This window comes from Ensifer sp. 38_S197, from assembly GCF_056924495.1.
This window is the reverse complement of sequence record NZ_JBXOVZ010000001.1, coordinates 1,838,360-1,862,921: the sequence shown is the minus strand read 5'-3', so window position 1 is coordinate 1,862,921 and position 24,562 is coordinate 1,838,360. Positions and strand designations below refer to the sequence as shown.

Annotated in this window: 28 protein-coding genes; 10 read left to right on the top strand and 18 right to left on the bottom strand. The window is 62.1% G+C overall.

The genetic code is table 11. The features are described from left to right. Positions 1-218: 218 nt before the first annotated feature. From AC1Z3V_RS08675 to AC1Z3V_RS08635, 9 genes are all read right to left on the bottom strand, one after another. On the bottom strand, positions 219-1,145 hold the full coding sequence (locus AC1Z3V_RS08675; RefSeq protein ID WP_483498334.1) for a fatty acid desaturase: 927 nt from the start codon (positions 1,143-1,145) through the stop codon (positions 219-221). Between the two features lie 214 nt (positions 1,146-1,359). After that, positions 1,360-2,166 carry a phosphate/phosphite/phosphonate ABC transporter substrate-binding protein gene (locus tag AC1Z3V_RS08670; RefSeq protein ID WP_483498333.1) on the bottom strand — a complete coding sequence of 269 codons (807 nt, stop codon included), beginning with the start codon at positions 2,164-2,166 and terminating at the stop codon, positions 1,360-1,362. A gap of 314 nt (positions 2,167-2,480) precedes the next feature. Further along, a complete protein-coding gene (locus tag AC1Z3V_RS08665) occupies positions 2,481-2,696 on the bottom strand; it encodes a hypothetical protein (protein WP_429809601.1) in 216 nt (71 codons plus the stop codon). A gap of 45 nt (positions 2,697-2,741) precedes the next feature. Next, on the bottom strand, positions 2,742-3,152 hold the full coding sequence (locus AC1Z3V_RS08660; RefSeq protein ID WP_429809600.1) for an SRPBCC family protein: 411 nt from the start codon (positions 3,150-3,152) through the stop codon (positions 2,742-2,744). Next, positions 3,149-3,472, bottom strand: a complete 324-nt coding sequence (locus AC1Z3V_RS08655) for an ArsR/SmtB family transcription factor (RefSeq protein WP_173519002.1) — start codon at positions 3,470-3,472, stop codon at positions 3,149-3,151. The genes AC1Z3V_RS08660 and AC1Z3V_RS08655 overlap by 4 nt, the downstream gene beginning before the upstream one ends. Before the next feature lie 136 nt (positions 3,473-3,608). Further along, entirely contained in the window at positions 3,609-5,813 is a 2,205-nt protein-coding gene (locus AC1Z3V_RS08650; RefSeq protein WP_483498332.1) for a TonB-dependent siderophore receptor, read from the bottom strand. A gap of 182 nt (positions 5,814-5,995) precedes the next feature. Then, positions 5,996-6,880, bottom strand: a complete 885-nt coding sequence (locus AC1Z3V_RS08645) for a helix-turn-helix domain-containing protein (RefSeq protein ID WP_483498331.1) — start codon at positions 6,878-6,880, stop codon at positions 5,996-5,998. Between the two features lie 112 nt (positions 6,881-6,992). After that, entirely contained in the window at positions 6,993-7,214 is a 222-nt protein-coding gene (locus tag AC1Z3V_RS08640; RefSeq protein WP_483498330.1) for a hypothetical protein, read from the bottom strand. Further along, positions 7,211-7,663 (bottom strand): Rrf2 family transcriptional regulator, encoded by a 453-nt coding sequence (locus AC1Z3V_RS08635; RefSeq protein WP_483498329.1) that lies wholly within the window; start codon positions 7,661-7,663, stop codon positions 7,211-7,213. Before AC1Z3V_RS08635 ends, AC1Z3V_RS08640 begins: the two co-directional genes overlap by 4 nt. Before the next feature lie 197 nt (positions 7,664-7,860). Between AC1Z3V_RS08635 and AC1Z3V_RS08630 the strand changes: the two genes are divergently transcribed. Then, a complete protein-coding gene (locus AC1Z3V_RS08630; protein WP_483498328.1) occupies positions 7,861-8,832 on the top strand; it encodes an alpha/beta fold hydrolase in 972 nt (323 codons plus the stop codon). Between the two features lie 48 nt (positions 8,833-8,880). Here the strand turns inward: AC1Z3V_RS08630 and AC1Z3V_RS08625 are convergent, their stop codons facing one another. Beyond that, positions 8,881-9,612, bottom strand: coding sequence for a glutathione S-transferase family protein (locus AC1Z3V_RS08625; protein WP_483498327.1), 732 nt, complete (start codon positions 9,610-9,612; stop codon positions 8,881-8,883). A 306-nt stretch (positions 9,613-9,918) separates the two neighbouring features. On the opposite strand from AC1Z3V_RS08625, the gene AC1Z3V_RS08620 reads away from it, so the two are divergent. From AC1Z3V_RS08620 to AC1Z3V_RS08590, 7 genes are all read left to right on the top strand, one after another. Next, complete coding sequence (locus tag AC1Z3V_RS08620; protein ID WP_483498326.1) at positions 9,919-10,392, top strand: VOC family protein; 474 nt, start codon at positions 9,919-9,921, stop codon at positions 10,390-10,392. 242 nt (positions 10,393-10,634) lie between these two features. After that, positions 10,635-11,549 carry a glutathione-dependent disulfide-bond oxidoreductase gene (yghU, locus tag AC1Z3V_RS08615; protein WP_483498325.1) on the top strand — a complete coding sequence of 305 codons (915 nt, stop codon included), beginning with the start codon at positions 10,635-10,637 and terminating at the stop codon, positions 11,547-11,549. A 10-nt stretch (positions 11,550-11,559) separates the two neighbouring features. After that, on the top strand, positions 11,560-11,937 hold the full coding sequence (locus tag AC1Z3V_RS08610; RefSeq protein WP_173519008.1) for a hypothetical protein: 378 nt from the start codon (positions 11,560-11,562) through the stop codon (positions 11,935-11,937). 316 nt (positions 11,938-12,253) lie between these two features. After that, entirely contained in the window at positions 12,254-13,594 is a 1,341-nt protein-coding gene (locus AC1Z3V_RS08605; RefSeq protein WP_483498324.1) for an ABC transporter substrate-binding protein, read from the top strand. Positions 13,595-13,659: 65 nt separating this feature from the next. Beyond that, on the top strand, positions 13,660-13,806 hold the full coding sequence (locus AC1Z3V_RS08600) for a hypothetical protein (protein WP_483498323.1): 147 nt from the start codon (positions 13,660-13,662) through the stop codon (positions 13,804-13,806). Continuing rightward, positions 13,803-14,744: a carbohydrate ABC transporter permease gene (locus tag AC1Z3V_RS08595; protein ID WP_483498322.1), complete on the top strand. Its 942-nt coding sequence runs from the start codon at positions 13,803-13,805 to the stop codon at positions 14,742-14,744. The genes AC1Z3V_RS08600 and AC1Z3V_RS08595 overlap by 4 nt, the downstream gene beginning before the upstream one ends. Then, positions 14,741-15,556: a carbohydrate ABC transporter permease gene (locus AC1Z3V_RS08590; protein WP_483498321.1), complete on the top strand. Its 816-nt coding sequence runs from the start codon at positions 14,741-14,743 to the stop codon at positions 15,554-15,556. Before AC1Z3V_RS08595 ends, AC1Z3V_RS08590 begins: the two co-directional genes overlap by 4 nt. Positions 15,557-15,574: 18 nt before the next feature. On the opposite strand, the gene AC1Z3V_RS08585 is transcribed toward AC1Z3V_RS08590, so the two are convergent. After that, a complete protein-coding gene (locus tag AC1Z3V_RS08585) occupies positions 15,575-16,006 on the bottom strand; it encodes a CHRD domain-containing protein (RefSeq protein ID WP_483498320.1) in 432 nt (143 codons plus the stop codon). A gap of 129 nt (positions 16,007-16,135) precedes the next feature. Then, positions 16,136-16,699 carry a TetR/AcrR family transcriptional regulator gene (locus AC1Z3V_RS08580; protein WP_483498319.1) on the bottom strand — a complete coding sequence of 188 codons (564 nt, stop codon included), beginning with the start codon at positions 16,697-16,699 and terminating at the stop codon, positions 16,136-16,138. A 143-nt stretch (positions 16,700-16,842) separates the two neighbouring features. On the opposite strand from AC1Z3V_RS08580, the gene AC1Z3V_RS08575 reads away from it, so the two are divergent. Further along, complete coding sequence (locus tag AC1Z3V_RS08575; RefSeq protein WP_483498318.1) at positions 16,843-18,045, top strand: MFS transporter; 1,203 nt, start codon at positions 16,843-16,845, stop codon at positions 18,043-18,045. A gap of 46 nt (positions 18,046-18,091) precedes the next feature. On the opposite strand, the gene AC1Z3V_RS08570 is transcribed toward AC1Z3V_RS08575, so the two are convergent. The 6 genes from AC1Z3V_RS08570 to AC1Z3V_RS08545 form a co-directional block, all read right to left on the bottom strand. Then, complete coding sequence (locus AC1Z3V_RS08570; protein WP_483498317.1) at positions 18,092-18,676, bottom strand: cysteine hydrolase family protein; 585 nt, start codon at positions 18,674-18,676, stop codon at positions 18,092-18,094. 136 nt (positions 18,677-18,812) lie between these two features. Then, entirely contained in the window at positions 18,813-19,190 is a 378-nt protein-coding gene (locus AC1Z3V_RS08565; RefSeq protein ID WP_483498316.1) for a response regulator, read from the bottom strand. Positions 19,191-19,192: 2 nt separating this feature from the next. Further along, the gene (locus tag AC1Z3V_RS08560) at positions 19,193-20,719 is read right to left on the bottom strand and encodes a sensor histidine kinase (RefSeq protein ID WP_483498315.1); all 1,527 of its coding nucleotides are present in this window, start codon (positions 20,717-20,719) and stop codon (positions 19,193-19,195) included. Positions 20,720-21,159: 440 nt separating this feature from the next. Continuing rightward, positions 21,160-21,507, bottom strand: a complete 348-nt coding sequence (locus AC1Z3V_RS08555; RefSeq protein ID WP_483498314.1) for an ArsR/SmtB family transcription factor — start codon at positions 21,505-21,507, stop codon at positions 21,160-21,162. Then, entirely contained in the window at positions 21,473-21,991 is a 519-nt protein-coding gene (locus AC1Z3V_RS08550; protein WP_483498313.1) for an SRPBCC family protein, read from the bottom strand. The genes AC1Z3V_RS08555 and AC1Z3V_RS08550 overlap by 35 nt, the downstream gene beginning before the upstream one ends. 107 nt (positions 21,992-22,098) lie before the next feature. Next, a complete protein-coding gene (locus AC1Z3V_RS08545; RefSeq protein WP_483498312.1) occupies positions 22,099-23,430 on the bottom strand; it encodes a PQQ-dependent sugar dehydrogenase in 1,332 nt (443 codons plus the stop codon). Positions 23,431-23,663: 233 nt separating this feature from the next. On the opposite strand from AC1Z3V_RS08545, the gene AC1Z3V_RS08540 reads away from it, so the two are divergent. Further along, entirely contained in the window at positions 23,664-24,557 is an 894-nt protein-coding gene (locus AC1Z3V_RS08540) for a DMT family transporter (protein ID WP_429809561.1), read from the top strand. Positions 24,558-24,562 lie beyond the last annotated feature (5 nt).

Here is a 24,562-nt window from a genome sequence, read left to right as displayed (position 1 = left end):
GAACAGGCCTGAAGGACCCGGTTGCTGCATTGACTCATGTCAATTGCCGATCAGCCGCGCCTTGGCGCCAAAGCCGGGTTGAATTGGTCGCCGCCTGCAAGGCCGAAAAACTCTGCGGCCTTGCGCGCCTTCGTCGCCCATCACCGGGCACGCTACGGGCAGGTCGCCTAGAGTTTTCACCTCCAGACCTCGTGGCCTCGTTCCGCTCGCTTCCTGAGCTACGGATGCTGCGGATGGCGCGGATCGTCGTGCGGCTTCAGGAGAAATCGGCGCGCCACGTCGAGATAGCCGCGATAGATGAGGCCACCATTGATCGTCAGCAGCGCAACTCTGTGCCGGCGATAAAGGCCCGGAATCTGATACCAGGGAATGCCCGGCCGCTGGTGATGCAGCACATGCAGATTGTTGTAGAGAAACAGGAGACCGAAGAGCGGCGTCCCTTCGACGATCGCCGTCCGCTCGTCGTGATGGCCGGCGTAACGATGTTCAGCATAGGAGCGAAGCCTCGTCAGCGCGGCACCGACATAGACGAAGCCGAAAAGATAGAGCCAGAGCGGCAGGCCGCAAACCGCGACAATCCAGACGAGCACGACGGCAACGCCTGCCGCGTGCGCACGCCAGATCCTTATCCGCGCGCAGTCACCCCGCGCGATCAGGACCGCCTCCTGCGCGAGGAAGCTCAGGATCATGACCAGCGGGCCGACCGTCAGCCGGCCGAGCAAGGTCGTGTTCCACTCGGCAAGTTTCCGTCCCACTTTGCCCATGCCTTCCCAGGCAGTCCGGGTGAAATAGGAGGACTCCGGATCCTCTATCGGATCCGTCAGATGTTCGTCGCGATGGTGGACGAGATGCCCTTCGCGATAGATCGCATAGGGCAGCCAAAGGGAGAGCGGCGGCCATCCGATCGCATCGTTGACGTGCTGATTGCGCGTCGGATGCCCGTGAATGGCCTCGTGCTGCAGCGATCCGTGCCAGGCAATGAGCCAGCCGCCAAGGCCAATCACGACGGCAATAGGAAGCGATTGCCAGAACCAGGTCAGGGCGAGAAAGCCACCATAGATGACGAGGGTCAGGGCGACGGTCTGCCATTCGACGCGGGCGATTGCAGATAGGCTCGATTGTTGGGGCAGCGCGTCAGTCGACATCGGGTCTCCGGTCGGAAAAAGCGATCGATTTCAATCGCCAATATAAAAAGCCGATCAATGAGAACGCGCCGCATGGCATTGCGGCGAAGCCACGCAAAGGGGAAAAGTGCTTGCGCCAAACGCCACAGTCACAAAATATTTATTCTATGTAATTTATATTCTACTCTGCCAGTCTTGCTCATGCTCGTCGGGATGAATCGCGGTTGATGAACCGTCAGGCGATCGTCGGGTACCCGTGGCCAGCAGCATCGCGGTCAAGCGCAGCCAAAGCCTCATAGTCGCCGTCTCCCAGCAGGCTGATGCCGCGCAGCGAAAGCGTGTCGCAGATCTCGGCAACCGCCGGATCGGCGATGGTTTCCGCAAGCACGCGGCGCAGCAGCACAAGATCCCTTGCCGGCGTCGATACGGCGGTGATGAACGGCAATCCCGGACCTTTTTTCGTTTCCGCCAGGATGCGCACGCCGGCAACGCGATCCGGGTCGAAGCGCAAGGTATTGCCGAAGGTCACGCAGTCGATCGCGGCGATATCGGCGATCCCGCTCGAAACCGCGTCGATGCTCGCAACATGGCCGCCGGTCTCCAGCACCGACGAGAAAAACCGACCGCCGATCGCATGGGGTGCCACAAAGGCGCGAAAGAGGTTGTAGCCGGAATTGCTGCCGGGATCGTTGATCGCCGCGCGAGCACCCCGCAAATCCTCGATCGAACCCGCAGAGGATTCGGCATTGACGATGATGAAACTGCATTTGAGCGGACCATCGCAGCCCGGCAGTCCGTAGACCGGTGTCGCCACCAATTGCACCTGGCCGCGCAGCCGCTGGACATAGGGATAGCCGCAGGTCTGGCCGAACAACAGATCGGGACGAAGCCAGGCCTCGTCATAACGTATGTCCTCCTGCAGTGCCGCGGGCGCATCGAGCCCCACCGCACGAAGGCGATCCGCCAGCGCCTCCCAGAACAGCCGCGTCGCGTCTTTCAGCGGCGCCGGGCTGACATACATGGCAAGACTTGCGATGGGCATGAGCGACCTCGGGGCGATATCGTGAATGCGATTGAAAATTCTATGCATTGCATAGACTTAATTCTCAATCGAATTCTATGCGACCCCGAAGCCCGCCTCGAGGATAGGGGATTGCCGCACGCGCTTGTCTTATGACCGCCTTCGGTTCTTTGAGAAAAAGAACCGTCGGACGCGGGCGGCCACCCTCGTCCAACGATGGGGATCGGATCGCGCACCCGCAGGCCATTCATCATGCTGAGAACCGGGTGTCTCGGCCCGTGGCTGTTGCGCGTCGATGGGAATGGCGTCGACTGGTGCCGCCAGCCGCGACGCCCCTACTCGGCCGCCTGAACCCTATCTCGCGGCTTGCTCAGATAGGGTAATGCGAAGAGATAGAGCCCCGTCGGCAGAAGCACGGCCAGCGGCGGCAGAGGCAGGTAGTAGACCCATTCGGGGAGCACCACCAAAGCCATGCCGGCAAAGATCGCAGCAACGGCCAGGGAGAACAGCAGCGACGCCCATCGATGGATTGTCCGGATGAGAGAGGTCATTCTGGCACCTTGATTGTGAAAAGCGGTTCAGAAGCCAAGCGATGGTCAGTCGAGTTTCGCGACGACCTCTGCCAGCTGGGTGATGAAGCGCGGCCATCCGACGGTCGCACCCTGGAAATAAGCCTTCTGGTCCGCCCGGAAGCCGCGCTGCTCCATGCGCAGGTTCGTGCCGCCATCGGCGGCGGCAAGAGTCCACGTAACGACGCTGGTGAGATCTTTGGTATCCCAGCGATAGGCGAGCTCGCGGTTCGCCTCGATCGTCTGAACCTCGCAATCGACCTGCCCCCAGTCGGCGGAGAGGGTAAAGCGACGGCCGACCTCAGGGATGAAATCGTTCCGCATCAGCCATTCGGCGATCAGATGCGGTTGTGTCAGCGCGCGCCAGATCTTCTCTGGCGGATAGGGAAAATTGCGTTCGACGACGACAGCGCGGGTAGTTTCGGTTGTTTCGATCATTGGTCCATTCTCTTCAGTAGATCATCGAGATCGTCGAAGCGGTCCTGCCAGAAGCCGGCCATCTCCGTCGTCCAGTCAACTAGGGTCCCGAGCGCTTCGCGCCGGGCACTGTAATAGGTGTAGCGGCCTTCATGCCGGTCGTGCACGAGCCCTGCAGCTTTCAGGATCTTCAGATGTTTGGACACGACCGGCTGCGAAACGCCGGCATCGGCCAGCAAACCGACGACGGTCGTATCGCCCTGGCGGCAGAGACGCTCGAAGAGCCCACGACGTGTGGGATCTGCGAGTGCCCGAAAGACCGCGTCCTGTAACTGCGACATGTCTCATACCCAATTGGCTATGAATGACGTATAGTCAATTGGCTATGCGTTTGTCAAATGGGTTGTGGCGAAACCTGCTTGCAGGTCTCGTCCGTCTTCCAATGGCAGTGAGAGAGGAAGGTGAGCTAGTAGGAGATTACCATTTCTTGCTGAGCTTGAACGTGACGGTCCGGGCGTCGCCGTAACCGCAGACAAGGACACCGCTGCAACCGCTCGCATATTCCTTGTCGAACAGGTTGGTGACGTTCAGAGCGGCACCCCAGCCGTCCTTCTCATAGCGCAGTCCGGCATCGAAGACCGTCGAGGACGGCACCTTCGCCGTGTTCTCCTTGTCTGCCCAGCTTTCACCGCGATAGCGAACACCGGCACCGAGGCTCACGCCCTCGAACGCGCCCTGCTGCACGGTGTAGTCGATCCATAGCGAGGCCTGCGCATCGGGGACGAGATAAGGCGACTTGCCGACCAGTGCCCGGTTTGCGTCGTCGGTCACCTCGATATCCATGAAATCGAGGCCGGCGATCACCTTCCAGCTCTCGTTGAGATTGACCTTGCCCTCGAGTTCGATGCCGCGGGAGCGCACTTCGCCGGTCTGGGTGGAAATACTCGTCAGCGGGTCGGTCACCAGCGCGTTGCGTTTCGTCAGCTGGTAGACAGACGCAGTCAGCACACCGTCGAAGAAGGTCGGCTCGTATTTGACGCCGGCTTCGAACTGTTCGCCTTCCTCGGGCTTGGTGTTGCCCGTCGCCGTCACCGCCACGATCGGATTGAAGAAGGTGGCAACGCTGACATAGGGGGTCAGGCCATTGTCGAATTCATAGGCAAGCCCGGCGCGGCCGCTGGCGGCGCCTTCGCTGTAATCGAAGGTCGAATTCTGCGTCGGAGCCCAGAAGGTGGGCCCATTGTCGGTCCGGGTGTCGACATAGTCATAGCGGCCATTGAGCGTGACGAGCCAACCGTCGCCGAAGCGGATCTGGTCCTGTGCGTAGACGCCCAGCTGCTGCTGGGTGATCACCTGGTTGACATAGATGGCGTTGGCCGGCTGCGGTGCGCCGTAGACCGGATCCGTGGCGCTGATCGGCGTTCCCGCCGACGACGCCTGGACGTGATCCAGGCGGAAGAGCTTGTAGTCCAGCCCGAACAGCAGCGTGTGATCGAGGGCGCCGGTCTCGAACTCTCCCTCGAGGCGATTGTCGGCGCTGAACGCATCGACCTTGGAGGTCGCCTCGAAGCCCAGGCGATAGAGCAGATTGCCGGGCGTAGCCGGCACCGGCGAAACCGGGAACGGCAGGCTCGGATCGTAATAGCCGTCGGTATACGGGCCATTCTCGTACTTGTAGAGGTGGCCGTAGCGCAGGTTCTGGCTGAACTGCCAGCCGCTGTCGAACTCGTGCCTGAACTCGTAGCCAAGCATCTGCTGGACATAGGTGCCGGTATCGATCCCCGGTTCACCGAAGAAGGCCTTTCGGTCGATCTTCCCGAAGGGCGCGTCGACGACCGAGCCGACATAGGGCAGGAAGCCGCCGCCGGTGTGGACCTGATCAAGGCCCTGCAGCAGACCGTAAACCGTCAGGCTGGTCGCATCATCGGGTTGATAGGCGATCTGCGGCAGGATGAAGCCGCGCAGGTCTTCCGAATGGTCCACATAGTTGTCGCCGCCGGAGATCTTGCCGGTGACGCGGTAGTTGATCGCATCGTCCAGCGGCCGGTTCACGTCGATGCCGAGGAAGGCATTGCCGCTGTTGTTGATCCCGGTCTCCACATAGGCGGAGGTGTCATCACTTGGCCGCTTGCTGATGAGGCTGACGATGCCGCCGGGATTGGCGCCGCCATAGAGCACCGACGTAGGCCCTTTCAGCACCTCGACGCGCTCGAGCATGAAGGGATCGATCTGGAAGCCGCCGAAACCATAGGAGAAGAGGTTGAGGCCATCGAGGAAGACGCCGCTCTGCGTCGCGTCGAAGCCGCGGATATAGAACCAGTCCGTGTCCGGATCGACGCCAAAGGGCTCGGCCATCACGCCCGGCGTATAGCGAAGCGCCTCGTCGACCTTGTTGACGACACCGCGATCGTCCAGCTCCTCGCGGCCAATGACTGATACGGATTGGGGAATTTCGCTGATCGGCGTTGCGGCCTTCGAACCGGTGGTCGTCGCCTTGGCGACATATCCCTCGACCGGACCGGTCGCGCCGTCTTGGGTCGCGCCGGCCTGGACCTCGATCTTTTCCAGCCGGGTTGCCGGTGCATCCTGCGCGATCGTGGCACCCGCCGCGAGAATTGCAATGCCGGCTACCCCGCCTGCCAGCCATTCGGCCAAACCGGCCGCCCTGCCACTCACCATCATCTCTTCATCGCCCTGAGCCGCCCATCGCACCAATCCCCCGGACGATATGCAGCGCTAAAAACAAAACCTCAGATAAGATGAGTGTTTATATCAACTATTATGCCGACGCTTGGAGCGATCCACGGAAATTGAACGATCCTGGGCTATTCACAGCGAACGTCTGCCCGCGCCAGACGAGTTGCTCAGGCCAATCGGCTCCGCCGCCATTGCGCCGGCGTGGTGCCGACGACTTTGCGGAAAACCCGAGTGAAATGCGCCTGGTCCGAGAATCCGGTCTCGACGGCTACGGCCGTTAATGACGTGTCATTTTTCAGCAAGAATTGCTTGGCTCGCTCGATACGTGCATTCGTCTGCCATTGATGCGGCGCCATGCCGGTCGAGGCCTTGAAGGCATGGCTGAAATGCGATTGCGACAATCCCGCCAGCGTCGCCAACTCCTCGAGCCGGATGTTGCGGCCGAAATTCTCCTCGATGTAGTCAGCCACGCGGCGCATCTGCCAGGCGGCAAGTGGGCTGCGTTTGCGCGGTGCAGCGCGGTTGAGCTTCATCAGGTCGATGAACAGCGCGACGGTCAGACCATCACCATAGAGATCATGCAGCGGCTGCGGATTGAGGCACTCCACGGCGATGAGCCGGGCGAGTTGCAGGAATCGCTCGTCGTGAAACATCAGCCGTGGCGCGTCGCAACGGCTGACATCGAGATCTTCCATCAGCCGCCCGCCGAGGACATCGAGATTGAAGTGCAGATCTAGATGGCGGATGTACTGCATATCGACGACATCTGCCCGGATTTCCATGCCGGCCGGGATGTATGAAAGCCCCTGTTCGCGATAGTTCTGCACGGTCCCGGGGCCACCGGGCGAGAGCTTGACGTTGCAGCGGCTCCCGCCCTGCGCATCGAGCACGATGAACATGCGCGGATCATCCGACACATAGTGGCCGCCCGCCCGCGCCTCGCATTCGACGTCCCAGACATCGGCGATGATTCCGTTCCATTCCCGGCGCCGCAAGCCGCCGAGAACCTTGAAGCCGGAGATCTTGTTCTGCATCCGTGGCTGAAATGTCATCAATTGCCAAATGCTCGGGGAAATCAGAGGCCGTGCCTCGGTTTAATTCCTTCCTTCTTTACTCACCTTTAATGCGTAACGGAAGCCCTGATCGGGGGCGCATTAGCGACGCCTATCGAAGGCGGATCAGGCCGGCATCGGTGGGAACGAACCCGCAGGCTTCAAAATAGAAGCCGTGAAGATGTGCCTCGAAGTCGACATGCAGCCATGCGAAGCCCGACGACTTTGCATTTTCTACCGCCTCCTCGACGAGCCGACGTGCATAGCCCTTCGCCACCAAGGGGAAGTCGCCGCCCCATATCAGGCGCGGGTCGGCAGCGCTGTTTCCCGTCATCCTTTCTTCCATCCGGAGGCGGGATCACGTGTTTCCTCCGATATCGCATGTTCGGCAATGATCGACAGCCTGAGCTTTGCGAACTCGTCCAGCAAAGCGCTTTCCGCCTTGTCGAACGCCTGCACCAGGGCGGCATTCGCTGCCCGCTCTACCGGACAGGTGGGGTGATCTTCCGAAAGGCCGGCGGCCAGGACCTCGCCGTCATCCAGCGCCTTCTGAATATCAAGGACTGTCAGGTCGTCCAGCGACCGCAACAGAACCCATCCGCCGCCTCGTCCTCCTTCGGAATCCACCACGCCCTTGCGCTTCAAGGCCGCCATCGTGCGGCGCACGACCACTGGATTGGTGTTCAACATTTTCGCGATGGTTTCCGAAGTCTCGCGCCCGCCCAGAAGCCCCATATGGATGAGCACGTGGATCATCCGCGCCAGCCGGCTATCTCTTTTCATATGCCACCCCTAAAGCGTAACTATAATTGTTACGCATTCTTGACCTCATCCGATTCTGTAACTTATAAAATTACGGAATCAAGGACCCAAGGATGCGAAGACGGACGATATTGGCCGCTCTGCTGGCAGCAGCGTGGCCGACAAGGAGCGCTGAGATCGCCATCCGAGGCACTGCATTAGAAGCGGAAGGACTGAAAATGCCTGCTCGTACCATCGAGACGCGAACGATCCGGATGAATGTCGCCGAACAGGGAGAAGGGCCGCTCGTCCTCTTCTGCCACGGCTTTCCGGAAACGGCCCACGCCTGGCGTCATCAATTGGCGGCACTGGCTAAAGCCGGATTTCGTGCGGTGGCACCGGATATGCGCGGATATGGGCATACGGAATGCCCAGCAGCGATCGATGAATACACCCTGTTTCATCTCGTCGGCGATATGGTCGCACTCTTGGACGCGCTCGGCGAAGAGACTGCCCTCATCGTCGGCAACGACTGGGGCTCCACGGTCGCGTGGCAGGCGGCGCAAATGCGGCCGGATCGCTTCCGTGGCGTGGTCGCGATCAGTGTGCCGATGATGACACCTCCGCCCGTGCCGCCGAGCCGGATCTTCCCGCAGACCGATAAGGCACAGCTTTACACGCTCTACTTCCAGGAACCCGGTATCGCCGAGGTGGAACTGGAGCGGGACATTCGGCAGACGCTAAGGAAAATTCTCTTTGCAGCTTCCGGAGACGCCGGCCCGCGGCAAGCCGGGGATCAGACGCCAAATCCATTCGGGATGGTTTCCCGGCGCGACGGACTGCTCGCGGCTCTTCCTGATCCGGATAAAATGCCGGACTGGCTGACGGCCGCCGACCTCGAGGCCTATGCGCAGGCGTTCGCCCACTCCGGTTTTCGCGGTGGCCTGAACTACTACCGCAACCTGGATCGCAACTGGCAGCTGCAAGCGTCGCTCGCCGGCATGAAGGTCGATGTACCTGCCCTGTTCATGATCGGCGAGCGGGACACCGGACTCAGCATCCCAGGAATGCAGGCCATCATCGACGCAATGCCCGGCCTCGTTCCCCAACTCCTGGACCAGGTCGTCGTGCCCGGCAGCGGACATTGGCTGCCGCAGGAACGTCCCGACCTCGTGAGCGACGCCATCATCGATTTCGCGCGGCATATCTGACGGTCGATGGGTTGCGCCCCGCGCTCGTCGGCGCACAACCTCATCGGATCAAAGCGCGCCGGTCATGCGCAACACGTCCTGAAGCGGAACCAGCCCTTTCATCGAACCGTTACCGGCAGCCGACTTTCCGTCCTCGATCGCCAGCGCGAAGCGGAAGGCGGGATCGGCCTCGATGCGTTTACGCAGCGCGTGGATGCGCGGATAGTTCTGCTCATAGTCCTGGGGATCGATCGCCTCGTGAAAATCCGCCCAGCGCGCGACGCCAACGAACACCGCATCGGCGAGCGTTGGCCGGTCGCCCAGCAGATAGTCGCCGTCGCCCATCATCGCCTCGAGCTGCGCATGGCGCTTGGCGACAAATTCGCGACCGAAGGCGCGGAGCGTTTGGCGATAATCCTCCGTGGCCTCCTCCGCCTCCAGCGCCACCCACAGGGGGAAGAAGGCGCTGGTGAAGCCGGTGTTGAGGAAGGCGATGAACTGATGCATCCGGTCAGCTTCGTACGTTCCGGGCGCGAAGCTGATGCGGCGCTCTCGGTCCCGCTCCTCCAGCCACAGCGCAATCGCCATCGTTTCGGTGAGGACACGGCCTTCCTCGCTGACCAGGACGGGGGTTTCGACCCGACCGTTCAGCCGCCGATAGGCCTCGGTGCGCATTTCCCCGAGCATGTCGACGCGGGTGAGGCGGTAGGGTTGGCCGAGCCATTCGAACGCCGTGACAAGTCCTGCGGAACTGCCAAGCGGAAAGCCCGCGGTAAAGATCGGTTCAGAGATAGAGTGCATGTCGGTTTCTCCATGGTTGGTGCCACGGATGTAGCTGGGTAGACGCTGCCTCTGTAGACGGCCGGACTTGGACTTATCGTCTACATGCGTAGACGCTGACTGCCGGGGCATCGCGGCCCGGCTTTCCACCAGATGGCGCTCCGATCGATCGCGCGCGCAAATATGCAAGGCGATGAAGCTGTCATGATGCGGGCTCGGCAGAGCCCATGAGCGCTTTCGGTCTGGAGAAAACCGGTAGGCTACCTATTTCGTAGGAGACCCCATGGAGAGGACCGCAGGTCTTCAAAGCGAAAGGAATAAGAGCTTATGGCAAAGAACACGATCTGCCTGTGGTACGACAAGGATGCCGAAGCCGCCGCACGCTTCTACGCCGAAGTCTTTCCGGACAGTCGCGTGACGGCGGTGCACCGGGCACCCGGCGGCTATCCGTCCGGCAAGGAAGGCGACGTGCTGACGGTCGAGTTCACCGTTGCCGGTGTCGCTTGTCTCGGCCTCAACGGAGGACCGATGTTCAAGCACAACGAGGCCTTCTCGTTCCAGATCGCCACCGACGATCAGGAAGAGACCGACCGCTACTGGAATGCCATCGTCAACAATGGCGGCGAGGAGAGCGCCTGCGGCTGGTGCAAGGACAAATGGGGGATCTCCTGGCAGATCACGCCCCGCGTCCTGACGGAAGCGCTGGCCGCCGGCGGCGGCGAGGCGAAGCGCGCGTTCGAGGCCATGATGGACATGCGGAAAATCGACGTGGCCGCAATCGAAGCGGCAAGGCGCGGCTGATGCCCCGCCAACGGGCGGTCCTGCCAGCGGCGTTCTTAGCCGACCAGAACGGACGTGCGCATGTCGAAAAGCCGCGCGTCTGCGAGACTTGCATGCTCGTGCGTGCGCACGAAGTGAAACCGTTTTTCTGGAAGGCGCCGAAAGGACGGTATAGAACTGCGCGAAGCAGCTGGCCGACATCGGATGCTTTGTGACGTTGCTTGCCCGTTGGATATGCACTTGAGGCGATAAGGACAGAGTTCATGACCGAAAAATCTCCCGCTGACAATTTCCCCGCCGGCTACCAAGTTCCAAAGGTCTGGACCTGGGACAAAAGCAACGGCGGCGCGTTTGCCAGCATCAACCGCCCGATCTCCGGGCCGACCCACGACAAGGACCTGCCGGTTGGCAAGCACCCGCTGCAGCTCTATTCGCTCGCGACTCCGAATGGCGCGAAGGTCACGATCATGCTCGAAGAGCTTCTGGCCGCGGGCCATTCGGGCGCCGAATATGATGCCTGGCCGATCCGTATCGGCGATGGCGAACAGTTCGGATCCGGTTTTGTCGACGTCAACCCCAACTCCAAGATCCCGGCTCTCCTGGACCGTAAGCCGAAAGGCGGTGGCGAACCGGTCCGCGTCTTCGAGTCGGCCTCCATCCTCACCTATCTCGCAGAAAAATTCGGCGCGTTCCTGCCGAGCGAGCTTCGTGCCCGTACCGAGACCTTCAACTGGCTGTTCTGGCAGATGGGCTCGGCCCCCTTCCTCGGCGGCGGCTTCGGTCATTTCTACGCCTATGCGCCGATGCACATCAAATACGCCATCGACCGCTATGCGATGGAGGTGAAGCGCCAGCTCGACGTGCTCGACCGTCATCTCGCCGATCACCGGTTTCTGGCGGGCTCCGAATACACCATCGCCGACATGGCCACCTGGCCCTGGTACGGCAACCTCGCGCTTGGCCAGGCCTATGGCGACGCCGGCACCTTCCTCGAGGTCCAGAGCTACGAACACGTCCAGCGCTGGACGGCCGAAATTGCCGCGCGCCCGGCGGTCAAGCGCGGTCGCATGGTCAACCGGTTGAGCGGCGATCCGTCGGAACAACTACACGAACGCCACGACGCCTCCGACTTCGAGACGAAGACGCAGGACAAGATCGCTCAGGCCGAGACGGCCTGAGGAGGATCGCATGGCAAACCTGCCCGACATGACCAAACACCGGGGCTTTCCGTCCGGCATGCCGGGCACCGGCATCCAGTTCACCATTCGCCGGGCCAATCCGCGCGGGGTAACGCCGCTCAAGGCGATACCGCGTCGCGGCCGCCCGGGCACGGCGGAACACCGGATCGACGCCGCCTTCCTGCATGCTCTCTGGCATTACTTCGGCGCGGAACCCTTCGAGCGCGGCAATCTCGACGCCGCCCGCCTCTGCCTTCTCTTCGGCCGCGAGGTCGTGGCCGCGGACAAGGACTTCGATCCGCTGTCCTACGAATCCCTGCTCGTGATCGATGAAAGGGTCGCCCGCCAGAGCTTCCCGGAGTCGTTCGAGGACGTATTCGAGGTATGACCGCCGCGTTTGGGCCTTGAGCATCTTTTAGCCGAGGCCCAGTCGGCTTTTCCGTTTCCCAACGCGCTGACGGGAGCGGTTTCGGCTCTTCCAGCAGCATTGACGCGGCGATCGGACCGGCTGAGAAATTCCTACCCCGGCCGATGGGTCGTTGCAGGAAAATCGTTCTCATAAAATCCATAAAATATATGGATTATATGTATATAGAAGTCATCTTCTCCTCCATGATGCTGAAGCAAGGTCACGCGGCGCTGACCACCAGCCGACGGATTGGCGCGCGCCGACCGCCAGAACCCAGATCTCGACGGAGGATCCGATGTCCAATTCCATTTTCGGCCAGGCCTACCGCCGCCGCAGCGTGCTGAAATCGCTTGCCGCCGCGGGGACGCTGCCTTTCATCGCACCGCTTGTCGCGTCGACGGCGCTTGCGTCCGGCAACAAGTACGCCGGGCGCGCGATCAATCTCTTGATCATCCAGCCGCATGTGGTCACCGGCAAGAAGATCGCCGAGGATTTCGAGAGGTTGACCGGCGCCAAGGTCAACGTCACGGCGGTCCCTTATGACCAGGTCAGCGTCAAGGCGACACTGGATGTGCAATCGGGCGCGAACCAGTTCGACGTCATCGACTATTTCTATACCTACAAGGGCCAGCTCGCCTCAGATGGCGTGATCGAGGATGTGACGGACCTGATCGAGCGCGACAAGACGGAGATCCAGCCGGACGATTTCATCCAGACCATCTACAACCAGTACACGCTGCATGATGGCCGCCGCTATGGCCTGCCCTATGACGGCGACAGCCACCTGTTGTTCTACAATCGTGAGCTCTTCGACCGCTATGGCCTGAAGGCGCCCTCCACCTGGGACGAATACAATGAAAACGCCAAGGTGATCACCGAGGCCGAAGCGAAGAACGGCATCTACGGCGCGGCCGTTCTGGGCGCCAAGATCCCCGTCATCATCCTCTCCACCTATGCCAACCGCCTGACCGGCTTCGGCGGCAACTTCCTGAAGCCGGACGGCACCTCCGCGCTTGACAGCACCGAGGCGGTCGAGGCCTTGAAGTCGCTGCTCGCCTCGGCACCCCATGCACTGCCGACCCCGCTCGAAACCCGCTTCGAAGAGGGGCTGCCTGCCTTCCTCAACGGCAAGGCGGCGCAGATCGATTTCTGGACCGACCTTGGCGGCTATGCCCAGGATCCCAAGGGCTCGAAGATCGTCGACAAGTGGGGCGTAGCCCGCATTCCCACCGGCGGCAGCAACACGACGCCGCGGCTCGCCTTCAACGCCGGTTTCGGTTTTGCGATCACCAGCGGGTCCAAGAACAAGGATGTCGCCTGGGACCTGATCAAGCTCGCCACCAGCAAGGACTATCACGAGCTACTCCTGACGCTGACCGGCTCTGGCATCGACCCGGACCGCCAGTCGGGCCTGAAGTCGGAAAAATTCAAGGCGTTCCAGCCGCTCGTGCAGCCGCTGCTCGACGACGGCGCCTTGGAGAACAGCCTCGCCTGGCCGACCGCCGTCTATGCGCCGAAGCTCGAAAACGCGCTGACCGACGAGTTGGCGCTGGCGCTCGCCGGCACCAAGAGCGCAGAACAGGCGATCGCCGATGCCCACCAGGCCTGGACCGAGATCATCGAGACCAACGGCTGATTGCTCGCTGGGGGCGCTCGCTTCCTCCCGGCAGCGCCCCCTCTTCTCTTTAGAGGTAAAAGATCATGACCACGCAAACCTTGCCGAAGCGCAGGCTCGGCCGCAGCGAATTCGAAATCACGCCTGGTCACTTCGATGACATCGAGGACATGCTGGTCGCCACGCGGGCCGGCAGCGGACCGATACGGCCCGCTCTGGCAGAGGCCGCATGACCGCCTTCACCCTCGACGCCCTTGGCCCGGGCGCGAACCGAAAGACCTGGCGCCGAGACACCCTGTCGGCACGCTTCGGACGTGCGTTATGGATCGCCCCCGTCGTGTTCGCGCTGGCTGTCACGACGCTCTACCCGACCGTCTTCCTGCTCGGGCTCGCCTTCAGCAAGAGCACGCTTGGAAAACCGTTTCGCGGCTTCGTCGGCATCAAGCATTTCGTAACGGCGCTGCAGGATCCGGTCTTCCTTTCGGCGATCGGCAGAAGCGTCGCCTATGCGTTTTCGACGTCGCTGCTGCAACTCGCATTCGGTTTTCTGATCGCGCTGCTTTTCACGTCGCTACTGAAAGGCGGCCGTTTCCTGATGAGCCTCGTGCTCTTGCCTCTGATGACGCCGCCCGTCATGGTCGGCATCGCCTGGAAGCTTATCTTGGCGCCGGCGGGCGGACTGCTGAACGGCACGTTGATCAACTCCGGCGTGATCTCCCAGCCGATCTCTTTCCTCGGCCACCCACTGTTCGCCTGGCTGGCGATCGCCGTCGCCGACCTCTGGCAATGGACGCCCTTCATCGTCATCCTCTGCTTCGCGGCGCTTTCGACGATTCCGGAAGGGGTCCGGGAGGCGGCACTCGTCGATGGCGCGAATGGCTGGCAGCGCTTCTGGCACATCACGCTGCCACTGGTCGCCGCGCCACTCTCGTCGATCTATCTCTTGAAATTGATCCTCTCGTTCAAGCTGTTCGACCTCGTCTACATCCTCACCTTCGGCGGGCCGGGTTTTGCAACGACATCGGCGGGATTTTCCATCTACAGGCGGGCGATCGAGCAGTTCGATGTCGGGCGGGCGGCCGCCGAGACGATAATCTATGCGCTGGTCATAGGGCTGGCGACACTGCCAGTCGTGCGTCTCCATCAGCATTTCGAAAGGCGCGAATTATGAAGCTCGTCGCACGGCATCTCTGGCTGGGCCTTGCAACGGCACCGATCGTCGGCTTCTTCGCCCTACCCTTCCTCTATCTCCTCGCCGTCTCCCTGAAGACGAAGGACGACGTGCTCAACGGACACTTCTGGCCGACGGCGCCGACGTTTGCCAATTGGCCGGCGGCCTTCGAAGCGGCCAATGTCGTCGGCTTCATCGTGAATTCCGTGATCGTATCGCTCGTTGCCGGATCGCTCACCATCGCGCTCACGCTGCCTTCAGCCTACGCAATGCTGCGGCTGAAGATCGGCGGGCGATGGCTTTCGGACGTAACGCTCTCAAGCTACATGGCACCACCGATCGTGGCACTCATCCCGCTGTTTTTCCTGCTGAAGGCGAGCGGTCTCCTCGACACGCGCACCGGTCTGGTTCTCATCTACGGTTTCGCCAACGTACCCGTCGCCTTCTGGCTGCTGACGCCATTCTTGCGCCGGATGCCGATCGAGATCGAGCAGGCCGCCGCCATCGACGGAGCGGGGCCGCTTCGCATCTTACTGCAGATCGTGGTGCCGATCATCGCGCCGGGCATCGTGGCGACCTTCATCATCATCACGGTGCTCGCCTACAACGAGTTCCTCTTCGCTTCGGCCTTCACCTTCTCCGATGCCACGCGAACGCTGCCGGTCGGCATTTCGCTGTTCCAGGGCGACAGGCTGGTGAATTTCGGCCAGATGGCTGCGGCCTCTCTGGCGGGCATCGCCCCGGTCTATCTGATCGCACTGTTCATGCAGCGCTATCTGGTCAGCGGGCTGGCCCATGGCGCCGTGAAATAGGCGGGAGGTCGCGAGCCTTTACTGTGCCTTCTCCACCTCGCCGCGGATCTCACCGTCGGGGAATTTCGCCGTGTGGATGTTGAGGTACCACTTGCCGCCTTGCAGATCGGCGATCTGCTGATCGGTGAGTTCGGCCGAGCCCGATTTCATGGAGGTCGAGATATCGACGACCGGGTCGGCGTTTTCGCCCGCGGCTGCGGGACCGTGGAAATGGGCGGCGGTCGGATCCCCTGACAGGCCATCCGTCGTCACGATCCAGGTCAACGTCTTCGACGTTGTATCGAGGGTGACTTCACCCATGCCCTTACCCGCGCTTTCATTGGGCGGCACCTCTCCCGATCCCGTCATATCCGCCTTGAATTTCAAGGTTTCGGCAGAAACGCCGCCGGCGGCCATAATTGCAATGGCAGCAAGGCCGGCCAGAAGGGAACTCTTGTGGATCGGTCTCATCTCGCATCCTCCAGAACAAGTGTTGGCAGGCCTTCCAACCCCTAGCACCAGTTTAAGTTCCGGTTGCAGGATCTTCGCAGGACCCGCGGCGGGTTGCGCGTGCTATCGTTCTCGGGAAGCAAGTGCGCCTCAAGGCGCCGGTTTCGCCGCCAGCGACGCCCTCACCAGACGCTCGACATGCGCGGCGTCCGGCGCACCGCCGAAGAGGATCCGATACATGATCGGCGCGACGACGCCATCCATGACGGTCTCAACATCCGGAAAGACTTCACCGCGCTCCCCGGCGCGTTCGGCGATCGTTTCGATCTGCTGCCGGGTGAAGTTGCAGCACTGGTAGGCGCCGCTTCCATCCTGCGCCGCAAGCACGTCGCGGATCATCTGGCGACCCGGCCCCGAGGACATTTCCTCGGCATATTGCTCGGCCCAAGCCATCAGGTCACTGCCAAAACTTCCGGTGTCGACAGGTACCATGTCGGGGCGCAGTCGCTCGACCGCGACATCGGCGAGCAGTTCCTGCAGGTCGCCCCAACGGCGATAGATTGTCGAAGGCGTAACGCCCGCTTCCGCCGCGATCAACGGAACCGTGACCTCGGTGCGCTCATGCGTCGCCAGCAAGGTCTGCACGGCCTTGTGAACCGACGCCTGAACCCGGGCGCTTCGTCCGCCCGGCCGCGGGCCTTCCTTTGTCGCCATGCGCTCCAACCCCGTCTTTCTTCGGCCGCAGCCGATGCTTCAGAAATTCTCACAACAGCATAAAAGCAAATTATTTGCTTTTAGTGCGGCGGCGCATACCTAAATCTGCCAAACGCAACGATTTAGCTTTAAGGGTTATATAGATGTCTTCCACCTCCGAATCCAGAGAGAGCGCCCGCCCGGCAGGTCCCATCGCCTTCTACGCCGTCACGCTCGCGACATTCTTCGGCGCCTCCTCGGCCCCAACCCCGCTCTATCGCTTCTATCAGGAAAACTTCGCCGCCAGCCCGGTGGAAATGACCGTTATTTTTGCGGTCTATGCCTTCGCACTTCTCGTGGCCCTGCTGATCGCCGGTTCGATCTCGGACCATCTCGGGCGCAAGCCGGTGATATTCGCAGCATTGCTCGTCGAGATGGCGGCAATGTCCCTGTTCGTGCTCGCCGACGGAACCCACTGGCTGATCGCGGCACGCATCGTGCAGGGTCTTGCGACGGGCGTCGCCGGCGCTTCGATCGGCGCAGCACTCGTCGATGTCGACCACGCCAGGGGGCAGCTCGTAAACTCGCTCGCACCCCTGATCGGCCTGGCGGTCGGGGCGCTCGGCAGCAGCGCGCTGATCCAGTACGGCCCCCTTCCGCTTCATCTCGTCTATGTCCTGCTGTTCGCAGGCTTCCTGGTGCAGGCGGCGGCGATCTGGCTGATATCCGAAACCGGTTCGCGCCGCCCCGGAGCGCTATCCTCGCTGATGCCGCGGATCGCCATTCCGCAGCGCGCCAAGCGACCGCTGGCGCTCGTCACCCCCGTCAACGTAGCGAACTGGGCGCTTGGGGGTTTTTATCTTTCGCTCGTCCCCTCGCTGGTCGTCGCCACCACGGGAAGCAAGAACCCGCTGATCGGGGGCGCCGTCGTCGCGGCGCTGATGGCGGCCGGCGCATTCGCCGTCTTCCTCCGCCGCGCCCGCAATCCTCAGGCAAACCTGACCTTCGGCGTCTTGAGCACGACTTTCGGCATGCTGACCGTGGTCGCCGGAACCCACCTCGCCTATGTGCCCGTCCTGATTGTCGGCACGCTTCTCACCGGCATGGGTTTCGGCACGAGCTTCCTTGCCACGCTCGGCTCGGTCATGCCGCTGGCAAAAGCCGACGAGCGCGCCGGACTGCTATCCACCATCTACATCCAGAGCTATCTGGCGTTCAGCCTGCCGGCAATTCTCGCCGGCTTCCTGGCGAAGGCGCTGGGCTACCAGCTCACGACCGACATCTATGCGGCAGCGATCATCGGCGTGGGTATCCTCGGCCTGATTGCCAGCCGGGCGTCTTCGGAAAGGGAGCCGAGCATGGCCTGACCTGTGGCGCGAAGGGATATTTGCAGAGGCTCCCGAATGGCGGCGTCTAGGCCCGCGCCAGCGAAAGCCACTCCTGCGTCGTCGCAATCTCAAGCTGAACCGAGAAGCGATTGCCGAGGAGGTCGAGCGCGGCATTGTATGTTTGATCGACGGAGCTGCAGACGGCGTCCTTCAACAGGATCACCTTGTAGCCAAGGTCAATCGCGCCGAGCGCGGTCGCCAGGACGCAGACATCCGTTTCGCCGCCCGTCACCACGATCGTGCCGACGTCCTGATGAGCGAGCAAGCTTTCCAGCTTGCCGCTTAGCCAGGGCGAATAGGTGCGCTTGTCGAGGACCCGGGCAGGCGGCACCAGACGCTGCAAGGGATGAAGCAGATCGAGCAGGCCCGGGTCGAGCCGTGTCGCTGTCATCATCGGCCATTTTTCATAATAGGACCGCCACATGCCAGGCATTTCTTCCGGCAATTTTGGCGGAATGAACCGGGTAAAGACAGTGCGATCAGGAAAACGACCGGCGACCTCCAGCACCTGGTCCGAGATCGTCGCCATCCAGTCCACCTGCCATGGCGTCTCCTCGTTGAACATGCGCTGCATGTCGACGCAAATATGAATCCAGCGTTCCGCGTTCATGATCACAATCCACCCGACACATTGCGCCATCCCATGCATTTGGGTCCGACGACCCAACCCGCGGGATGAAATGCGGTTCCTTCTCAGGGCTGTAGGCACTCGATGCAGGCGCGACCAGCCAGGCTGCCCGGGCCCATCATGAGCGGCTGCCTTCGAAAAGCGTCGTGAGAGCCTTTACCAGTACCGCGCTCGCGAAGGGCTTGGAAAGGATCGGGGCCGCATGGCGTGTTCCGCTGAGAGCCGTGTCGCCATAGCCGCTCAGGATGAGAAAAGGGATCGATCTTTCATCGCATGCGTCCGCGACCGGAAGCCCGCTCTGTCCCTGGAGGTTCATATCCAGCACGACGGCATCGATTTTGGCCTCGTCCTGCAGCAGCCCCAATGCCCGCCCCACGGTGGGCGCAGGACCGACCACTTCGCCGCCGGCATCGATCAAGGTGTCCTCGATCGACATGGCCACCAGCATCTCGTCTTCGACGACAAGTATCCGGCGTCCCGCCAAAATCGCAGACATGGTCATTCCCCCCTGTCGTCCACGCCGGCGCGCCGCCCGTCGACGAAATCCATCCCGATCGTGCAGGTAACACCCGCCGGCTCGAACCGAAGATCGACCGGGTGTCCAAGTTCGTTGGCGAGCCCGCGGTTGAGAACGCGCAGCCCGAACCCCTGGTGGTCCGGAGGTGACGCCGATGGTCCGCCGCGCTCTTCCCACCGGACCGAACATGCGTCGCTGCATTGCCACGACAATAAAACGCGGCCACTGGTGTTCGACAGAGAGCCGTATTTGATCGCATTGGTCAGCAATTCGTTGAACGCCATCGAGAGCGCGAGGGCCTGTTTGGGGCTGATGCGGACCGCAGGTCCTTGAAGAGACACCCGCCCATCTTCGATCCAGGCTGCGAGAACGGCTTGGGCAATGTCGTTGAGGTATACCGCCTGCCATGCCTCGCGCGTGAGCAGGTCGTGCGCCTTGGCAAGAGCAAGCAGTCTGGTGTTGAACGCGCTGGCAAACGCTTCCGGCGTCTCCGAGCTCTTCAGCGTCTGTTCGGCAAGGGACTGCACGGTTGCCAGCGTGTTCTTCACACGATGATTGAGCTCGCCGATGAGCAGCTTCTGGCGCTTTTCCGCCCTGCGCTCCTCGGTTCGATCCCTGAAGATCTTGAGGTAGCGGTCCGGTCCGCTCTCCTCGACGGGAAGCATGACGCCGGAACCCCAGAAACGGGATTCATCCTTGCGGTAGTGCCAGCGCTCGTTGGTTGCCCGGCCCTCCTCGCGAGCCGTTCGCATCTCCTGGTCGGGGACATCCGACGCGCGGTCCTCAGGGCTGAAGAAAATGTCGCCCGGTTGGCCAAGTATCTCGCTCTCGCGATAACCGAGCAGCCGTTCGGCACCACTGTTCCAGCTTGCGATCCGTCCGGCACCGTCGAGCGTGATGATCGCATACTCGCTGGCGCTATCGAGGATGATCCGCAAGCGCTCGTTGCTGCGGCGAAGTCCCTCCTCGGCACGCTGGTGCGCCTCCTCGATCCGTCTGCGCTCGATGCTGAAGCCCAGTTGCCGGGCGATCGTCAGGGAGAGAACGGCTTCCTCCTCGGTGAAGACGTGCACGACTTCGCGATAGGTCATGAACTTGCCAATGACCACGCCGTTGGCGGTCAAGGGAATGAAGGCGAGCGCGCGGATCCCCTCGCGCCTTATGATGTCCTTCAGCGCCTGAGGCTCGTCGGCGAGCTCTATGTCGCTGATGAAAATCGGGGTGGCGTCGCGGTCACCAGGTCTCCACGGCGAATGGCCGTCGACAGCCCGGCGATAACCTTCCGAGAGCCCGCGAGACGCGACGAAACGCATCACCCCGGCATGATCGAAAAGCAGAATGGAGGCACGGCTGCAGCGCAAGGCTCGCTCGATCGCATCGAACGTGGCATCGAAAATGTCGGTGATCGAATCGGCGCGGTAGAGAGCATCCGTGAACTGAAAGAGGGCCGCCAGTTCGTCGGCCTTCTTGATCCAGGAACTATCGACGCCGGACGAACCCTGCCTCATGTCTGCACCTCGGGTCCCGGCGAGAGGTCTGCCGAAACCACCCCTGAAAGGCTGCGATCACGAATGCCACTTGCGAGATTGGTCCGTCCACGCACGCCCGGTGACCAAAAGAAAACAACTGTAGCGCGGCGCTTCGATTTCAAGCCTGCCCGGGACGTCGATCGAACCGATCACGGACAAGTGCGACGAGCGATCCGGGCGGGGCCTCCCGATCGTTGCCGGCACGAGATGGGCTTCGAGCGCCGAGGCGAGACGCTCCCGGCGCCTGTCCGCAAGTGGTCCGTCGCGAAAGACCTATCCAAGGCCGGGACCGTCGGCAGGACCGCAACCGCGGTGTCGTTTCTCCTCTCCGACGCGTCGGACTGGGTCATCGGCCAGGTCAGCCAAGTTGCCGGCGGGCACGCACGTTGATCCGGCCATCCGGGCCGAACGGCTTCGCCTCAGGGTGTCTCGACAAGCGACTTGAGCCGGTCAAGCGCCTTGTCCCAGCCCTTTGCGATCGCCTCGAGAAATGCGCGCGCCTCTTCAAGGCGGCGCGGATCGACCGCATAGAGGACCTCCTTGCCGTGACGCTCGTGCACCACCAGCCTTGCCGTCACCAGCACCTGTAGGTGTTTCACGATCGCCTGCCGGGTGATTGCCTGCCCCTCGGACAGTGCCGTTGCCGTCAGGGCACCTGCGGCCAGGAGCCGCGTGACCAGCGCAAGGCGGGTCGTATCGCCGAGCGCCGCAAAGACGCCCGCCAGTTCCCGCTCAGGCGTGTTCGACATGGCGCTTGATGTTTTCAATCTGGGCGCTCCAGCCACCGTCATTCATGAGAAATGCGCGCTTGCGCCGATGCGCCGGCACGTTTTCGAAGCCGGATTCCGTGACCGTCAACCGTGTGTCGCCGGCAACCGCCTCCAACCGGAATTCGACAAGTGTGGTCGGCTCCCGCGCGGGATCGCATTCGGCGTCGAGGCCGTAGGGTATCCAGCGGAAGCTGAAAAGCCGCGGCGCATCCATTTCCTCGACGGTGCAGAAAACGGCATTCGGTTCGGGCAGGCGGATCGGTGCCGGCTGGAGACCCATCGAGGCCTGATATTTCGCAATATGCTCTTCGTTGAACTCTCCCTTGAATGAGCCGGTTACCGCCCGTCCCGGAGCAAAAGGCTCGTTCAGCTCGACGCCAAACCACTGCCCGAATTCCGAGACGTCGGTTATCGCCCGCCAGACGCGCTCGATGGGCGCGCGCAGCAGGATTGCCTTCTCGATACGATCGAATGAGCTCATAACGCTTTCCTTTCGTGCAACGATTTGGTTGCAAGTATAGCGACCGCCGACAGATGCGCAACCAAATAGTTGCACATTTGTCCACCGACCCTTCGTCGCGAGATCGCTCAGGATGCGGGCGCGACCCTCCACACCTTGTTGCCGACATCGTCGGCAACCAGCAGCGCACCGTCTCTAGCGATCGCGACACCGACCGGCCGCCCCAGCGCCTTGCCGTCGTCGGTCAGGAATCCCGTCAGGATATCCCGCGGCGGGCCGGACGGCTTTCCGTTGTTGAAAGGCACGAAAATCACCTTGTAGCCGCTGCGCGGGATCCGGTTCCACGAGCCATGCTGGCCTACGAAAGCGCCATTCTTCATGTCGGGGCCGAAGAGGTCGCCGGTGTTGAAGGTCAGGCCGAGAGAGGCGGTGTGGGGGCCGAGCGCATAGTCCGGCTTGATCGCGCGCGCCACCAGTTCGGGAGCCTGCGGCTTGACCCGCTCGTCGACATGTTGGCCATACCAGCTATAGGGCCAGCCATAGAAGGCGCCATCCTTGACCGAGGTCATGTAATCGGGAACGAGATCGGGGCCGATCTCGTCGCGCTCGTTGACCGCAACCCACAGTTCACCGCTATCCGGCTGCCAGGAGAGGCCGTTGGGATTGCGAAGCCCGGATGCGAATAGCCGCATTTTCCGGGTGGAGAGGTCGATCTCATGAACGGCGGCGCGTCCCTTTTCCTCCTCCATGCCGTTTTCACCGACATTGGAATTGGAGCCGACGGTGACATAAAGCTTCGACCCGTCCAGGCTGGCGATGACGTCCTTCGTCCAGTGGTGGTTGCGACCGGCTGGCAGGTCGACGATCTTCTCGGCGGGTGCCGTAATCTCGGTTGCGCCTTCCTGATAGGGAAAGGCCACGATTGCATCGGCATTGGCGACATAGAGCTTGCCGTCGCGCAGGGCCATGCCGAAAGGCGAATTGAGCCCGTTGATGAAGGGCGTCTTCGTTTCGGCCACACCGTCACCATCGGCATCGCGCAACAGCGATATGCGATTGGCGCTCTGGCTTCGGGCACCGGCCCTGCCCTGGATGAGTTGGGCAACAAAGGCCCGCACGGAAAAGCCTGGCTCGGGCTGCGGCGGTGCATTGCTTTCAGCGACCAGCACGTCGCCATTCGGCAGCACGTGCAGCCAGCGCGGATGATCGAGGCGGCCTGCAAACTCCTTGACGGCAAGGCCCTCAGCCGCCGATGGCATCGTGCCCTCGGGCCAAGGCGTGGCTTCCGCGACATTGACGGACGGCATGCGCTCGATCTTTGGTTCGACCAGGACCGGGTTGGGACCATAGGTCTCTTCGATCGGCACCGTTGCCTCCTGTCGCGACAGGTAACCAAGGCCCACGCCGCCAGCAGCCGCAACGACGCCAAAAGCCAGAAGGGCGATCAGAAGCTTTTTCATGGCGGATTCCTTCGATGTCCGAACCTAACGACAGCCGGCTTCAGGCGTTCCGGGCGCCTGGAGAAAAGTGCAGAAAAACGCATTCGCAATCAACGCCAGCGCGCAAACGCCGTCCAGAATGAAACACCCTGTTGATGCGGCTGAAAAAGCGCTGGACGAACGCCGTTTGCTCAAGCTTTAACGGAGGCCGAGGAGAGCTTTTTCGCAAGCCGCAGTCTACCGATCGGAACATCATGCCAATTCATGAACTCGCCGCGCTGGGGGCGGCGACCTGCTGGGCCCTGACGGGATTGATCTCGGCCGGGCCGGCCGGCCATCTGGGCGCGCCCGCCTTCAACCGCCTTCGGCAGATCTTCGTCACGGGGCTCCTGGCAATCTATGTGCTCGCCACCGGGACGTGGCGTGAGCTTCATGCAGCAAGCGTCACACCACTGCTTTTGTCCGGTTTGATCGGCATTTTCATCGGCGACACTCTGCTCTTTGCAGCGCTCAATCGGCTCGGTCCGCGACGCTCAGGCATCCTTTTCGCCCTCAACGCGCCGATCGCCGCGTTGCTCGGCTGGCTGCTGCTCGGCGAAACACTGTCGCCCACAGCGGTTGGAGGCATCGCGCTGACGGCCACCGGCGTGTTTCTCGCCATTCTCTTCGGCAAGCGCCGGGCGCAGATTCACGAATGGGAAAAGGTCAAGGGGCCGCTTTGGATCGGAGTGCTGCTCGGACTCGGCGCTGCCACCGGTCAGGCGATCGGCTCGATCATCGTGCGACCGGTCATGGCCGCCGGCATCGATCCTTTTGTCGCCTCCATGCTGCGCGTCGGCATTGCGGCCTTCTGCCTGAGCATCCTGATTCAGCTACCGATTCCATCGGTCAAACCGAGGGCGCCACTGACGCTGAAGGTTGCCGCAATGACGGCGCTGACCGGGGTGCTCGCGCTTGGCATGGGGATGACGCTGCTGCTCTTCGCGCTTTCAGGCGGCAAGGTGGGCATCATATCGACATTATCGGCGACCTCGCCGGTCATGATCCTGCCGATGCTCTGGCTGAGGACGGGCGAGCGGCCCGCCGCGGGAGCCTGGGCCGGGGCTGCCCTCGTCGTTCTTGGCATGGCGCTGATCTTCATTCGCTGACACCC

What these genes read in the sequence shown, in the direction of transcription:
- AC1Z3V_RS08645 (WP_483498331.1), bottom strand. Translation starts at nt 6,880, where the DNA reads ATGACATTTCAGCCACGGATGCAGAACAAGATCTCCGGCTTCAAGGTT.
- AC1Z3V_RS08545 (WP_483498312.1), bottom strand. Translation starts at nt 23,430, where the DNA reads ATGAAAAAGCTTCTGATCGCCCTTCTGGCTTTTGGCGTCGTTGCGGCT.
- AC1Z3V_RS08635 (WP_483498329.1), bottom strand. Translation starts at nt 7,663, where the DNA reads ATGAAAAGAGATAGCCGGCTGGCGCGGATGATCCACGTGCTCATCCAT.
- AC1Z3V_RS08675 (WP_483498334.1), bottom strand. Translation starts at nt 1,145, where the DNA reads ATGTCGACTGACGCGCTGCCCCAACAATCGAGCCTATCTGCAATCGCC.
- AC1Z3V_RS08670 (WP_483498333.1), bottom strand. Translation starts at nt 2,166, where the DNA reads ATGCCCATCGCAAGTCTTGCCATGTATGTCAGCCCGGCGCCGCTGAAA.
- AC1Z3V_RS08630 (WP_483498328.1), top strand. Translation starts at nt 7,861, where the DNA reads ATGCCTGCTCGTACCATCGAGACGCGAACGATCCGGATGAATGTCGCC.
- AC1Z3V_RS08540 (WP_429809561.1), top strand. Translation starts at nt 23,664, where the DNA reads ATGCCAATTCATGAACTCGCCGCGCTGGGGGCGGCGACCTGCTGGGCC.
- AC1Z3V_RS08580 (WP_483498319.1), bottom strand. Translation starts at nt 16,699, where the DNA reads ATGGCGACAAAGGAAGGCCCGCGGCCGGGCGGACGAAGCGCCCGGGTT.
- AC1Z3V_RS08650 (WP_483498332.1), bottom strand. Translation starts at nt 5,813, where the DNA reads ATGATGGTGAGTGGCAGGGCGGCCGGTTTGGCCGAATGGCTGGCAGGC.
- AC1Z3V_RS08600 (WP_483498323.1), top strand. Translation starts at nt 13,660, where the DNA reads ATGACCACGCAAACCTTGCCGAAGCGCAGGCTCGGCCGCAGCGAATTC.
- AC1Z3V_RS08550 (WP_483498313.1), bottom strand. Translation starts at nt 21,991, where the DNA reads ATGAGCTCATTCGATCGTATCGAGAAGGCAATCCTGCTGCGCGCGCCC.
- AC1Z3V_RS08565 (WP_483498316.1), bottom strand. Translation starts at nt 19,190, where the DNA reads ATGTCTGCGATTTTGGCGGGACGCCGGATACTTGTCGTCGAAGACGAG.
- AC1Z3V_RS08605 (WP_483498324.1), top strand. Translation starts at nt 12,254, where the DNA reads ATGTCCAATTCCATTTTCGGCCAGGCCTACCGCCGCCGCAGCGTGCTG.
- AC1Z3V_RS08625 (WP_483498327.1), bottom strand. Translation starts at nt 9,612, where the DNA reads ATGCACTCTATCTCTGAACCGATCTTTACCGCGGGCTTTCCGCTTGGC.
- AC1Z3V_RS08560 (WP_483498315.1), bottom strand. Translation starts at nt 20,719, where the DNA reads ATGAGGCAGGGTTCGTCCGGCGTCGATAGTTCCTGGATCAAGAAGGCC.
- AC1Z3V_RS08585 (WP_483498320.1), bottom strand. Translation starts at nt 16,006, where the DNA reads ATGAGACCGATCCACAAGAGTTCCCTTCTGGCCGGCCTTGCTGCCATT.
- AC1Z3V_RS08575 (WP_483498318.1), top strand. Translation starts at nt 16,843, where the DNA reads ATGTCTTCCACCTCCGAATCCAGAGAGAGCGCCCGCCCGGCAGGTCCC.
- AC1Z3V_RS08595 (WP_483498322.1), top strand. Translation starts at nt 13,803, where the DNA reads ATGACCGCCTTCACCCTCGACGCCCTTGGCCCGGGCGCGAACCGAAAG.
- yghU (WP_483498325.1), top strand. Translation starts at nt 10,635, where the DNA reads ATGACCGAAAAATCTCCCGCTGACAATTTCCCCGCCGGCTACCAAGTT.
- AC1Z3V_RS08620 (WP_483498326.1), top strand. Translation starts at nt 9,919, where the DNA reads ATGGCAAAGAACACGATCTGCCTGTGGTACGACAAGGATGCCGAAGCC.
- AC1Z3V_RS08660 (WP_429809600.1), bottom strand. Translation starts at nt 3,152, where the DNA reads ATGATCGAAACAACCGAAACTACCCGCGCTGTCGTCGTCGAACGCAAT.
- AC1Z3V_RS08590 (WP_483498321.1), top strand. Translation starts at nt 14,741, where the DNA reads ATGAAGCTCGTCGCACGGCATCTCTGGCTGGGCCTTGCAACGGCACCG.
- AC1Z3V_RS08570 (WP_483498317.1), bottom strand. Translation starts at nt 18,676, where the DNA reads ATGAACGCGGAACGCTGGATTCATATTTGCGTCGACATGCAGCGCATG.
- AC1Z3V_RS08610 (WP_173519008.1), top strand. Translation starts at nt 11,560, where the DNA reads ATGGCAAACCTGCCCGACATGACCAAACACCGGGGCTTTCCGTCCGGC.
- AC1Z3V_RS08665 (WP_429809601.1), bottom strand. Translation starts at nt 2,696, where the DNA reads ATGACCTCTCTCATCCGGACAATCCATCGATGGGCGTCGCTGCTGTTC.
- AC1Z3V_RS08640 (WP_483498330.1), bottom strand. Translation starts at nt 7,214, where the DNA reads ATGACGGGAAACAGCGCTGCCGACCCGCGCCTGATATGGGGCGGCGAC.
- AC1Z3V_RS08655 (WP_173519002.1), bottom strand. Translation starts at nt 3,472, where the DNA reads ATGTCGCAGTTACAGGACGCGGTCTTTCGGGCACTCGCAGATCCCACA.